The organism is Aurantimonas endophytica (assembly GCF_014196845.1).
Taxonomy (GTDB): domain Bacteria; phylum Pseudomonadota; class Alphaproteobacteria; order Rhizobiales; family Rhizobiaceae; genus Aurantimonas; species Aurantimonas endophytica.
Map to the genome: position 1 here is coordinate 403,089 of NZ_JACIEM010000002.1, position 12,163 is coordinate 415,251.

The 12,163-nt window shown below is 69.0% G+C and carries 10 protein-coding genes; 4 read left to right on the top strand and 6 right to left on the bottom strand.

From position 1 onward, the window contains the following. The first annotated feature begins 14 nt into the window (after positions 1–14). The 4 genes from GGR03_RS09610 to lpxK are packed head-to-tail and all read left to right on the top strand — an operon-like array spanning position 15 to position 3,432. On the top strand, positions 15–248 hold the full coding sequence (locus tag GGR03_RS09610; protein WP_183207408.1) for a DUF4170 domain-containing protein: 234 nt from the start codon (positions 15–17) through the stop codon (positions 246–248). 45 nt (positions 249–293) lie between these two features. Further along, positions 294–1,076: a lysophospholipid acyltransferase family protein gene (locus GGR03_RS09615; RefSeq protein WP_246367783.1), complete on the top strand. Its 783-nt coding sequence runs from the start codon at positions 294–296 to the stop codon at positions 1,074–1,076. Then, a complete protein-coding gene (gene waaA, locus GGR03_RS09620; RefSeq protein WP_183207412.1) occupies positions 1,073–2,404 on the top strand; it encodes a lipid IV(A) 3-deoxy-D-manno-octulosonic acid transferase in 1,332 nt (443 codons plus the stop codon). The genes GGR03_RS09615 and waaA overlap by 4 nt, the downstream gene beginning before the upstream one ends. After that, positions 2,404–3,432 carry a tetraacyldisaccharide 4'-kinase gene (gene lpxK, locus GGR03_RS09625; protein ID WP_246367785.1) on the top strand — a complete coding sequence of 343 codons (1,029 nt, stop codon included), beginning with the start codon at positions 2,404–2,406 and terminating at the stop codon, positions 3,430–3,432. Before waaA ends, lpxK begins: the two co-directional genes overlap by 1 nt. A 22-nt stretch (positions 3,433–3,454) precedes the next feature. On the opposite strand, the gene GGR03_RS09630 is transcribed toward lpxK, so the two are convergent. The 6 genes from GGR03_RS09630 to glgC all read right to left on the bottom strand — a co-directional run bounded on the left by GGR03_RS09630 (position 3,455) and on the right by glgC (position 12,139). Continuing rightward, complete coding sequence (locus GGR03_RS09630) at positions 3,455–3,667, bottom strand: DUF2093 domain-containing protein (protein ID WP_210292072.1); 213 nt, start codon at positions 3,665–3,667, stop codon at positions 3,455–3,457. Between the two features lie 120 nt (positions 3,668–3,787). Further along, positions 3,788–5,605, bottom strand: coding sequence for a DNA mismatch repair endonuclease MutL (gene mutL, locus GGR03_RS09635; RefSeq protein WP_183207416.1), 1,818 nt, complete (start codon positions 5,603–5,605; stop codon positions 3,788–3,790). 113 nt (positions 5,606–5,718) lie between these two features. After that, positions 5,719–7,773, bottom strand: coding sequence for a glycogen debranching protein GlgX (glgX, locus tag GGR03_RS09640; RefSeq protein ID WP_183207417.1), 2,055 nt, complete (start codon positions 7,771–7,773; stop codon positions 5,719–5,721). A gap of 16 nt (positions 7,774–7,789) precedes the next feature. Further along, a complete protein-coding gene (locus GGR03_RS09645; protein ID WP_183207418.1) occupies positions 7,790–9,418 on the bottom strand; it encodes an alpha-D-glucose phosphate-specific phosphoglucomutase in 1,629 nt (542 codons plus the stop codon). 7 nt (positions 9,419–9,425) lie between these two features. Continuing rightward, entirely contained in the window at positions 9,426–10,868 is a 1,443-nt protein-coding gene (gene glgA, locus GGR03_RS09650) for a glycogen synthase GlgA (protein WP_183207419.1), read from the bottom strand. Further along, positions 10,868–12,139 carry a glucose-1-phosphate adenylyltransferase gene (gene glgC, locus GGR03_RS09655; protein WP_183207420.1) on the bottom strand — a complete coding sequence of 424 codons (1,272 nt, stop codon included), beginning with the start codon at positions 12,137–12,139 and terminating at the stop codon, positions 10,868–10,870. The genes glgA and glgC overlap by 1 nt, the downstream gene beginning before the upstream one ends. Between the last annotated feature and the right edge of the window lie 24 nt (positions 12,140–12,163).

The window sequence follows — 12,163 nt, forward strand, 5'->3', positions numbered from 1 at the left end:
CGAGGATTGTCGCCATGGAAGATCAAGCGCCGAAGCAGCTTCTCCATCTCGTCTTCGGCGGCGAGCTGAAGGACCTGCGGGCGGTCGAGTTCAAGGATCTGGAAAGCCTTGATATCGTCGGAATTTTCCCGGACTACGCCTCGGCTCTCTCGGCCTGGCGCAGCAAGGCACAACAGTCCGTGGACAACGCCTCGATGCGCTATTTCATCGTTCACATGCACCGGCTGCTGAGCCCAGGCCAGGCGTGACCGACCCTTTTGCCCCGAGCGCCTACCGCCATGACGGGTGAGATCATGGCCGAAGACAGGATCGGAATGCAGGCTGGTTCGCCCGAACGTCACTCGCTCGGCAGGCGGTGGCGGAAGTCGCTGCGCCGGGTTCTCCGCCGGGTCATCCGCGGTCGCCTCGCCACGTCCGTCATCGGCGCGATCATCTATTCCGGCCTGCGCTTCGTCCATGCGACGCAGCGCCAGGCGCCGGGGTCCAGTGACTGGCGGGGCGACCTGACGACTTCGCATCCCGCCATCGTCGCGCTTTGGCACGGACAGCATCTGCTGGCGCCGTTCTTCCGCCCTGTCGAACTTCCCTATGTGGCGTTGTTGTCGCGCAGCCGCGACGCCGAATTGAATGCCAACGTCGTGGAGCGATTCGGCATCGACACCGTGCGCGGCTCCGGCGGCCGCGCCGGCGCCGATCGGTCGCAGAAGGGCGGGGCACGGGCCTTGATCGCGCTGCGCCGACGTCTCGCCGACAAGATGGGCGTCTGCATGATCGCCGACGTGCCGAAGGGAACGCCTCGCGAGGCGGGGCAGGGTATCGTCATGCTCGCGAGGATTTCCGGGCGGCCCGTTCTGCCGAGCGCGGCGGTGACAAGCCGCCGTTACGTCGTGAAGAGCTCCTGGGACAGGACCGCGTTGCCGCTTCCCTTCGGCCGGATCGCCGTCGTGGTCGGTGATCCGATCCACGTCCCGCACGATGCGGACGAGGCTGTGATGGAGGCCAAGCGGCGAGAGATCACGCAGGCGATCGAAGCGGCGAACCTTGCCGCCGAGCGCCTGGCGCGAGGCGCATCGTGAGCGATCCGCTCGCCCGTGCCGCCCTGGCTGCCTACCGGTTCGCGGGGGCGCTCGCCTATCCGTTGCTCGGCCCCTATGTCGGCTACCGCGTTTCGCGCGGCAAGGAGGATTCCGGCCGGCGTCGCGAGCGCTACGGCTATGCCAGTGTCGATCGGCCGGAAACCGGGCCGATGGTCTGGGTCCACGCTGCGAGCGTCGGCGAGAGCGTCGCCGTGACGCCGCTGGTCCGGGCGATCGCGGCGGACGGGATCAACGTGATCGTCACCACCGGCACGATGACGTCGGCCAAGCTCGTCGACGAGCGCCTGTCCGACTGTGCGGTCCACCAATATGTCCCGCTCGACCTGAGACCGTCGGTCGGCCGCTTCCTCGATCATTGGCGCCCGGACGTCGCGATCATCGCCGAGAGCGAGATCTGGCCGATGACGCTGCTCGAACTCGCCCGCCGCCGCATCCCACAGGTCCTCGTCAATGGCCGGCTGTCGGACCGCTCGTTCCGGCGCTGGAAGGCGGCGCCCTGGATGGCCGAGGCCCTGCTGGAAAAGCTCGCCCATGTCGTGGCGCAGTCGGAGGTCGACGGCGAGCGGTTCCGCCTGCTCGGCGCGCATGCGGTGACGGTCGCCGGCAATCTCAAGGCCGACTCCGAGCCGCCCCCCTGCGTGGTGGAGGATCTGGCCGAACTGCAACGGGCGTTCGGCAGCCGGCCGCGTTGGGCCGCGCTGTCGACCCATGCCGGCGAAGAGGAACTGGTGGCGGCCGCCCACAAGCGGATCGCCGAGCGCCATCCCGGGCTGCTGACGATCCTCGTGCCCCGGCATGCCGAGCGCGGCGACGCCATCGAGAAGCTGCTCACCGATGCCGGGCTGGTCGTCGCGCGGCGCAGCCGCGGCGAGACGCCGGATCATACCACCGATGTCTTCCTCGGCGACACGACCGGCGAGATGGGCCTCTACCTGCGGCTGACCGAGATCGCCTTTCTCGGCAAGTCGCTGGCCGGTGAGGGTGGGCAGAACCCGCTCGAGGCGGCGATGCTGGGCACGGCGGTGCTCTCTGGCCGCTATGTCCAGAACTTCCGCGACTCCTACCAGCGTCTCCTCAAGAATGGCGGCGCGCGCATCGTGCGGGACGGCGAGGCCCTCTCCGAGCATGTCGAGCAGCTGCTGGACGAGCCGAAGACGCTGCAACGGATGGCGGTCGCCGCCGGCGAGACGGTCGAGGAGATGCGCGGCGCCCTGTCGCGCACCATGCAGGCGCTGCAGCCATTCCTGCATCCGCTGAAACTCTCGATCGGGCTCGAACAGCGGGGCCAGGCCGCCTGGCGGCGATGATGCACCGCGAGACGCCGCCGTTCTGGTGGCGCGAGCGGTCCATCGCCGCGCGGCTGCTGGCGCCGGCGGCTTACGTCTACGGGCGCGTTGCCGGCCGCAATCTGGCGAAGGGCAAACGTGCCGATGTCGGCGTCCCGGTCCTGTGCGTCGGCAATTTCACCGTCGGCGGGGGCGGCAAGACGCCCACGGCGATGGCGCTGGGCCACGCTGCCCGCGCGGCAGGCTTCACACCCGGCTTCGTGTCGCGCGGCTATGGCCGCGCCGGCCGGGCAGCGGTGCTCGTCGACCCCGCCCACCACTCCTCCGCCGAAGTCGGCGACGAGCCATTGCTGCTCGCGACCGTCGCCCCGACGGCCGTTGCCGCCGACCGCAAGCGCGCCGCCGCGATGCTCCGCACCGAGCGGGGCGTCGATTTCATCATCATGGACGACGGCTTCCAGAGCGCGCATCTGCAGATCGACTACGCGCTGATCGCGGTGGACGCGCGGCGCGGCCTCGGCAATGGCGCGGTGATCCCCGCCGGACCGCTGCGGGCGCCGCTCATTGACCAGATCCGCGCCGCCGACGCGCTGCTGGTGATCGGTCCGGGCGCGGCGGCCGATCCGCTCATCCGTCGCACGGCGCGGGCCAACAAGCCGGTCTTCGAGGCAGCGATCGTGGCGCCGGATGGCGAGCGCTTCCGCGGCATGCGGATACTCGCCTTCGCCGGCATTGCCGATCCCGGCAAGTTCTATGACAGTCTTGCGGAGCTGGGAGCGGAAATCGCCGAGACACGGGATTTTCCCGACCACCACGTCTTCTCTAAGACCGACATGGACGAGCTCTCGGCCGCCGCCTGGCGATCCGGCCTGCAACTCGTCACCACCCGCAAGGACGCCGTGCGGCTGTCGACCGGCGGGGAGGCGACGAGGCTGTTCATGAAGGAATGCGAGGTGCTGGACGTGGTGCTCGGGTTCCAGCCGCCGAGCCTTGGCGCGCGCATCATCCGCGACACGCAGCGGGCCTTCCGGCGCCGTCAATACGGCTGAGCCCGAAGCGGCAACCGGCCGGTCAGGCGCCGGGATGCGTCTCGCGCTCGCGCCGGAACGCTGCTTCGGCGTCCACATAGGCTTCCTGGCGGGCGACGCTCCAGTAGCGCAAGAGATCGAGCGGGATCGCCTCGCCGGTCACGGCGCAGCGGACATAGGAGCCGGCGCGGAGCACCTGGAAGTCGGGCGTGGCGTATCTGAGGATCGCCTCGCCGCCGCTGTCCATGCGGTTCATCGAAATTCTCCGCTTCTCGGCCGGGCGCGTCGTCATCGGGCACGCGGCGGCATTGCCCGTCTGTCCTATGAGGGCTCGGCCGCAGCGTCAATCGCTGGGTCCAGCCGGGCCGCAATGCGATCAACGCCGGCCGAACATCTTCTCGATGTCGGCGAGCTTCAGCGCGATGAAGGTCGGGCGGCCGTGATTGCACTGGCCGGAGCCCGGCGTCGCCTCCATGTCGCGCAGGAGCGCGTTCATCTCTTCCGGGCGCAGGGCCCGCCCGGCTCGCACCGAGCCGTGGCAGGCGATGGTCGCTGCGACGTGGTCTATGCGGCTTTTCAGCGTGCCGGCGGTGCCGAGATCGGCGAGTTCGTCGGCGATGTCGAGGATGAGCCGCCGGCAGTCTACCTGGCCGAGGATCGCCGGCGTTTCGCGCACGGCGACCGCGCCCGGACCGAAGCGCTCGAGCGCGAGGCCCAGCTGGCCCAGCGGCTCGGCATGCTCGGCCAGCCGCTCGGCGTCGTCCTCCGGCAGGTCGACGATCTCGGGGATCAGCAAAAGCTGCGAGGCGAGCGTCTTGCCGTGCAGCGCCGTCTTTAGCGCCTCGTAGACCAGCCGCTCGTGCGCCGCGTGCTGGTCGACGATGACCATCCCGTCCTCGGTCTCGGCGACGATGAAATTGCCGTGCAGCTGCGCCCGCGCTGCGCCGAGCGGGTAGCGCCGCTCGGCGCCGGCTTCCGCTTCGATTGGGTCTGACCGCTGCGCAGGCGCTTCGCGGTCGATCGACCCTTTCACCGCGTCGTTCTCCAGCGGGCGAAAAGGCGAGGCCGCCGCGCTGTAGCGCGCCTGGTCGGGCGAGGCGAATCCGCCGGGGGCGAAGCCGTCGAAGCGACGGGGTGCCGCAGGTGGTGCGATGTCTGGCCGGAAGCGATCCATCAGGCCGCTGGCGCCGGTGGTCGTGGCGCGCAGGCCCGCCGCCGTGAAGGCCTGGCGGATCGCGCCGACGATCAGGCCGCGCACCAGGCCGGGATCGCGGAACCGCACGTCGGCCTTGGCCGGGTGGACGTTGACGTCGACGAGGGCCGGGTCGATGGTCAGGAACAAGACGGCCACCGGATGCCGGTCCCTGGCCATCACGTCGGCATAGGCGCCGCGTAGCGCCGACAGGATCAGCCGGTCACGCACCGGCCTGCCGTTCACATAGACATATTGCGCCAGCGCGTTGCCGCGGTGGAAGGTCGGCAGGCCGGCGAAGCCATCGAGCTGCACGCCTTCGCGTTCTGCTGCGATGGCGATGGCGTTGGCGCCGAAATCCTTGCCGACCACCGCCTCGATGCGCCGCAGGCTGTCGCGGCCGTCGACCGCCTCGAACACCGTCTGGGTGCGGTCGGGACCGGCGAGCTCGAATCGCACGTCCGGGAACGCAATGGCGAGGCGCCGGACGATCTCGGTGATCGCCGCGCCTTCCGCCCGGTCGCTCTTCAAGAACTTCAGCCGGGCCGGCACGGCGTGGAAGAGGTCGCGGACCTCGACCACCGTGCCGCGCGACAAGGCCGCCGGGCGCGGCCCGCTGCTCCGGCCCCCGTCGACGGCAATCTCGAAGGCTTCCGCCGCGCCGGCGACGCGGGACTTCACCGTCAGCCGCGCGACCGACCCGATCGAGGGCAGCGCCTCGCCGCGAAAGCCGAGTGTTTCGATGGCGTCGAGGCCGCCGGAAAGCTTGGAGGTGCAGTGCCGCCGCACCGCCAGCGGCAATTCGTCGGCGGCGATGCCGCTGCCGTCGTCGGTGACGCGCAAGAGGCTCTTGCCGCCGGCGGCCGTGGCGATCTCGATGCGCCGCGCGCCGGCGTCGAGCGCGTTCTCGATCAGTTCCTTGGCGACGCTCGCCGGCCGCTCGACCACTTCGCCGGCGGCGATCTGGTCGATCAGGGCATCGGAGAGCTGGGCAATCGCCATGGGGCTTCGGCTGATGGTCGGAGTGCGCGGTCGCCCGCCTGGGTCCCGTGTCTATCGCGGCCAGGCGGTGCGGGCAAACGACGGCGCCGCGTGCCTGTGGACGACGCGCTGTCTCAGGCGCGTTCCTCGAGCATGACGTAGACCGACCGGCCCTCGACGATCAGCGTCTCGCCGGCATCCACCACGCATGGTTGCTCCTGTGGCGCATCGGAACGGACATGCAGGCAGAAGCGATGGCCGGGGCGCGGCGACGGCAGCGTCACCATCGCGGGCGCGTGCGTAGCGTTCAGATAGATCACCGCCCGTTCGCTCTCGTCCTCGGCCGCGCGGCACGGCGCATAGACCGACATGCCGAGGAAGCGGCGTTCGCCATCATCCCAGTCGGCCTCGCCCATCACCGCGCCATCCTCGCGCAGCCACGCGACGTCCGGCACGCCGCCGTCATCGACCGGTGCGCCGGTCAGGAAGCGGTCGGCGCTCAGAGCCGGGTGCTCGCGCCGCAGCCGGGAAAGCCGCCCGGTGAAGTCGATCAGCGTCTGGTCGGCCTTCTCCCAGTCCAGCCACGAAATCTCGTTATCCTGGCAGTAGGCGTTGTTGTTGCCGCGCTGGGTACGGCCGAACTCGTCTCCGGCGACGATCATCGGCGTGCCGCGCGACACCAGCAACGTCGCCAGCAGCGCCCTTATGTCCTTGCCGCGCGCCTCGATGATCGCCGGATCGTCGGTCTCGCCCTCGACACCGTTGTTCCAGGAATGATTGTCGTTGTGGCCGTCGCGATTGTCCTCGCCGTTGGCCTCGTTGTGCTTCTCGGCATACATGACGATGTCGGCGAGGGTGAAGCCGTCATGCGCCGCGATGTAATTGACGCTGGCCGACGGGGCCCGCCCGTCATGGTTGTAGATGTCGGCGGAACCGGCAAGCCGCGTCGCCAGCGCCCCGGTCATGAAGCCGGCGCCCTTCCAGAACTGCCGGACGTCGTCGCGGAACCGGTCCTGCCATTCGAACCACGGTTTGGGAAAATTGCCGACCTGGTAGCCGCCCGGCCCGACATCCCAGGGCTCGGCCACATGGATGCGGTCCTTCAGCAGCGGATCTGCGGCGACCATCCTGAAGAACGGTGCGTCGGTCGAGAAGCCGCCATCGACGCGGCCGAGCACGGTGGCGAGATCGTAGCGGAAGCCGTCGATGCCCGTGGTCTCGACCCATGTCCGCAGCACGTCGACGAACATCTTGGCGACCGGCGCCTTGTCGGCCGCCATGGTGTTGCCGGTGCCGGTGTCGTTCAGCATGAAGGCCGGCTCGCCCTCCGGGTGGCGGTAGTAGAGCAGATTGTCGAGGCCGCGATAGCTGATCGTCGGGCCGGTCTCGTCGCCCTCGCCGGAGTGGTTGAAGACGACGTCGAGCAGCACGCGGATGCCGCGCGCATGCAGCGCCTCGACCGTGCGGCGGATCTCGGCGAGACCGCCGGGCGCAAGCCGCGGATCCGGCGCCATGTGGGTGATCGGGTTGTAGCCCCAGGCATTGGTGAGGTTCAGATGGAGCAGATGGCCTTCGTCGATCCAGGCGGCAAGCGGCATCAGCTCGACCGTCTCGACACCGATCTTCTGCAGGTGGTCGAGCAGGTAGGGCTCGGCCAGCGCCGCGACGGTGCCGCGGATCGTGGCGGGCACGTCCGGATGGCGCTGGGTGAAGGCGCGAACCTGCATCTCGTAGGTGAAGCCCGGCGTCGCGAAGGGCAGCGGCGCGGCGTCGCGCGCCAGATCCGTGACCACCGCCCGCGGCACGAAGGCGGCGCTGTCCAACTCGCGCTCCGGTGGCGCGGTCAGCGCCGGCGTGTAGACGAACGGCCGGTCGAGCTGGACCGCATAGGGGTCGACCAGCAGCTTGGAATAGTCGAAGCGGTGGCCGGCCTCCGGCTCGAACGGCCCGACGGCCCGCAGCCCGTAGCGGGCGCCGGCGGCAAGCCCCGGCACGAAGCCGTAGCGCGTACCCCCATTGCGGCCGGGCAGCGGCAGCCTGTCGGTTTCGAGGCTCCCCGCCTCGTCGAACAGGCAGAGATGGATCTGTTCGGCATTTTCCGAATAGACGGCGAAGTGGACGCCGTCCGCATCGATCGTCGCGCCGAGCGCGGTCGGCCTGCCGCGCTCGGCGGTGATGTCGTAGGTCATGGGCTCGTCGCTGCGATCAGGTGATGACGTCGGGATGAGTCCGGCCCGTGCGCTTCCTGATCTCGCCGATCGCGTCGGCGGTGTCGACGAGTTCCTTCAGCGCGATTTCCGGCGCCGTGGCATGGCGCGCCGGGTCCTTCTCGTAGCGCTCGATATAGACCCTGAGCGTCGCGCCCTGGGTGCCTGTCCCCGAGAGGCGGAACACGATGCGCGAGCCGCCGGAGAAGACGATGCGGATGCCCTGGCCGGTGGCGACGGAGCCATCGATCGGGTCCTTGTACGAGAAATCGTCGGCTTCCGAGACGACGAGCGTGCCGAAGCGCTGGCCGGCCATCGAGGCGAGCCGGTCGTGCAGCGATTCCATCAGCCCCTCGGCCGCGCCGGAATCGATCTCCTCGTAGTCGTGGCGCTGGTAGAAGGTGCGGCCGAACTCGGCCCAGTGGCTCTCCACCACGGCCCGAACGCTCTCGCGGCGCGCCGCGAGGATGTTGAGCCAGAGCAGCACCGCCCAGAGCCCGTCCTTCTCGCGCACATGATCGGAGCCGGTGCCGGCGCTTTCCTCGCCGCAGATCGTCACCTTGCCGGCGTCGAGCAGCGTGCCGAAGAACTTCCAGCCGGTGGGGGTCTCGTAGAGGCCGATGCCGCGCTTCTCGGCGACGCGGTCGGCGGCCTGGCTCGTCGGCATGGAGCGCGCGATGCCCGCGATGCCGCCGGCATAGGCGGGCGCCAGCGGCGCGTTGGCGGCGAGGATCGCCAGCGAATCGGACGGCGAGACGACGATGCCCTTGCCGACGATCAGGTTGCGGTCGCCGTCACCGTCCGAGGCCGCACCGAAATCCGGACCGTCCGGCGCCATCATTTCCTTGATCAGGTCCGCGGCATGCACGGCGTTCGGATCGGGGTGGCCGCCGCCGAAATCCGGCAGCGGCACGCCGTTGATCACGGTGCCGCGCGGCGCCCCAAGGCGGTTCTCCAGGATCTCCCTTGCATAGGGCCCGGTCACCGCATGCATGGCGTCGAAGCGCAGCGTGAAGCCCGAGGCGATGAGATCGCGGATCAGGGCGAAGTCGAACAGGCTTTCCATTAGTTCGGCATAGTCCGCGACCGGATCGACCACCTCGACGACCATGTCGCCCAGCCGGCTCTCCCCGATGCGCGAGATGTCCGGCGCCGTCTCGGCCCAGACGCGGTAGCGCGTCAGCGCCGAGGCCTTGGCGAAGATCGCTTCGGTGATGCGCTCCGGCGCCGGGCCGCCATTGGCGATATTGTACTTGATGCCGAAATCGCCATTCGGCCCGCCGGGATTGTGGCTGGCGGAGAGGATGATGCCGCCGGCGGCGCCGCGCTTGCGGATGAGGTGCGAGGCGGCGGGTGTCGACAGCAGCCCACCGCGGCCGACGATGACGCGGCCGTAGCCGTTGGCGGCCGCCATGCGGATCGCCAGCAGGATGACCTCGCGGTTGTAGAAGCGTCCGTCGCCGCCGACCACCAGCGTGTCGCCGTCGCCGGTCGCGACCGCGTCGAAGATCGCCTGCAGGAAGTTCGCCGCATAATGCGGCTGCTGGAAATGCGACACCTTCTTGCGCAGGCCGGACGTGCCCGGCTTCTGGTCGTCGAAGGGCTTGGTGGCGATCGTCTCGATCATCGTCAGTCTACTCTCTCGTGAGATCGCGGAAGAGATCTGCGTAGATCCGGGCGCTGGCGCGCCAGGACACGTCCGCGTTCATGGCCGAAACCTGCATGCGTCGCCAGCCCTTGGGGTCGGCATAGAGCTTGAGGGCGCGATCGACCCCGTCCATCAGGGCCGGGCCGGTCGGGGGACCGAAGATCACGCCGGTTGCCACGCCTGCGGCGGCCGCGGCGTGGTTGGCGTCGATCACCGTATCGGCGAGGCCGCCGACACGGGAGACGAACGGGAGGCAGCCATAGCGCAGGCCATAGAGCTGGGTCAGTCCGCATGGCTCGAAACGGGAGGGGATCAGGATGGCATCGGCGCCGGCCTGCACCTGGTGCGACAGCGCCTCGTCATAGCCGATCCGCACGCCGATGCGGTCGGGATGGCGGGCGTGGGCGGCGAGGAACTGTCCTTCGATCGCCGACTCGCCGGAGCCGACGACGACCAGGCGGGCGCCGCGCGCGACGATCGCGTCACAGGCCTCGGCGACAAGATCGAGCCCTTTCTGCCAGGTGAGCCGGCTTACCACCGCGAGAATCGGCCCGTCCTCGCGATGCAGCCCGAACTCGGCTTCGAGCGCCCGCTTGTTGCGGGCGCGCGGCTTCAACGCCTTGGAACTGTAAGGACAGGCGATGACGGGATCGGTCGCGGGGTCCCAGACGCTTGTATCGATGCCGTTGACAATGCCGACGAGCCGATTGCCTCGCCCGCGCAGGAGGCCGTCGAGACCCATGCCGCCACCGGGCGTCAGGATCTCGTCGGCATAGGTGGGGCTGACCGTCGTCACGAGATCGGCGGCGTGCAGGCCGCCCTTGAGGTAGCCGACATTGCCATAATACTCGACGCCCTCGAGCGACCAGGCGGCAGCCGGAAGGCCGAGGGAATCGAACACCGAGCTCGGATAGCTGCCCTGGAAGGCGAGGTTGTGGACCGTCACCACCGTCTTCGGCCGCGGCCGGTTCGACACCGCGAGATAGACCGGGGTGAGGGCGGCCTGCCAGTCATGCGCCTGTACGATGTCCGGCAGGAAGCCGGGGATGGCACCTTGCGCAATGGCAGCGCCGGCGCGGGACAGGGCGGCAAAGCGAGCCCAGTTGTCCGGATGGTCGAAGCCGCCGGCCGTCACGTAGGGTCCGCCGGAGCGGTCGTAGAGATGCGGCGCGTCGAGGACCAGCAGTTCGAGCTCGCCGAGTCGAGCCCCGATCACCACGGCCGGCCCGCCGAACAAATCCTCGAAGCGGCAGAGCGTGTCGCCCGGGCCAATCTGGCGCATCACGTCCGGATAGCCGGGCATCAGCGTCCGCACGGCGATGTCGTGCTCGGCCAATGCCAGCGGCAGGGCCCCCGCCACGTCGGCGAGGCCCCCCGTCTTGATCAGCGGAAACACCTCCGAGGCGACGGAGAGCAGGCTGAGGCTCATCAGTAGGACAGCCTGTCGATCATCGGCTTGGTGACCAGGCAGATGCCGCTTTCGGTGCGGCGAAAGCGCTTGGCGTCCAGTTCCGGATCCTCGCCGATGACCAGCCCGTCCGGGATGTGGACACCGCGGTCGATCACCGCCTTGGTGATGCGGGCGTGGCGGCCGATATGGCACTGCGGCAACACGACGGCATGGTCCAGCATCGAATAGGACCGCTGGCGCACGCCGGTGAACAGCAGCGAGCGCCGCAGCGAGCCGCCGGAGATGATGCAGTCGCCGGAGACCAGCGAGGAGACGGCGGAACCTCGCCGATCCTCCTCGTCATGCACGAACTTCGCCGGCGGCACGGTCTCGGCATAGGTCCAGATCGGCCAGTCGCGGTCGTAGATGTCGAGCGGGGGGATGATGTCGGTCAGGTCGATATTGGCCTGCCAGTAGGCGTCGACCGTCCCGACGTCGCGCCAGTAGGCCTCGTTGTCGGGCTCGTTCGCCGAGCGCACGACGGAGCGGTTGAAGCGGTGGGCATAGGCGACGCCATGGCGGACGATATGCGGGATGATGTCCTTGCCGAAATCCCGGTTGGACGTCGTGTCGGCGGCGTCGCGCCGCAACTGGTCCATGAGGAAATGCGTCTCGAAGACATAGATGCCCATCGAGGCCAGCGCCGTGTCGGGCCGGCCCGGAATCGCCGGCGGGTCCGCCGGCTTCTCGATGAAGTCGGTGATCCGGTCCTTCTCGTCGACATGCATGACGCCGAAGCCGCTGGCTTCCATGCGCGGCACTTCCAGGCAGCCGACCGTCACGTCCGCATTGGAGTCCACGTGCTGCTGCAGCATGAACTCGTAGTCCATCTTGTAGATGTGGTCGCCGGCCAAGATCACGATGTAGCGCGGGGCGTAGTCCTCGATGATGTCGATGTTCTGGTAGACCGCGTCGGCGGTGCCGGCATACCACTGGTCTTCCGAGACGCGCTGGCTCGCCGGCAGGATGTCGAAGCTCTCGTTGCGGCCGGGCCGCAGGAAGTTCCAGCCGTTCTGCAGGTGTCGGATCAGGCTGTGGGCCTTGTACTGGGTGGCGACGCCGATCCGGCGGATGCCGGAATTGATGGCGTTGGACAGCGCGAAATCGATGATCCGGGTCTTGCCGCCGAAGAACACCGCCGGCTTGGCGCGCGCGTCGGTGAGTTCCAGAAGCCGGCTGCCCCGGCCACCGGCCAGCACGTAAGCCATGGTGTCACGCGCCAGTGGCGCGATTCGTCGGTTCTCAGGCATTCTTTTCCCTCCCAAGGCGGCGGT

Excerpts from the sequence above, each read along its gene's own strand:
- GGR03_RS09610 (WP_183207408.1), top strand. The coding sequence starts at position 15 with ATGGAAGATCAAGCGCCGAAGCAGCTTCTCCATCTCGTCTTCGGCGGC.
- GGR03_RS09615 (WP_246367783.1), top strand. The coding sequence starts at position 294 with ATGGCCGAAGACAGGATCGGAATGCAGGCTGGTTCGCCCGAACGTCAC.
- lpxK (WP_246367785.1), top strand. The coding sequence starts at position 2,404 with ATGCACCGCGAGACGCCGCCGTTCTGGTGGCGCGAGCGGTCCATCGCC.
- GGR03_RS09630 (WP_210292072.1), bottom strand. The coding sequence starts at position 3,667 with ATGAACCGCATGGACAGCGGCGGCGAGGCGATCCTCAGATACGCCACG.
- mutL (WP_183207416.1), bottom strand. The coding sequence starts at position 5,605 with ATGGCGATTGCCCAGCTCTCCGATGCCCTGATCGACCAGATCGCCGCC.
- glgX (WP_183207417.1), bottom strand. The coding sequence starts at position 7,773 with ATGACCTACGACATCACCGCCGAGCGCGGCAGGCCGACCGCGCTCGGC.
- GGR03_RS09645 (WP_183207418.1), bottom strand. The coding sequence starts at position 9,418 with ATGATCGAGACGATCGCCACCAAGCCCTTCGACGACCAGAAGCCGGGC.
- glgA (WP_183207419.1), bottom strand. The coding sequence starts at position 10,868 with ATGAGCCTCAGCCTGCTCTCCGTCGCCTCGGAGGTGTTTCCGCTGATC.
- glgC (WP_183207420.1), bottom strand. The coding sequence starts at position 12,139 with ATGCCTGAGAACCGACGAATCGCGCCACTGGCGCGTGACACCATGGCT.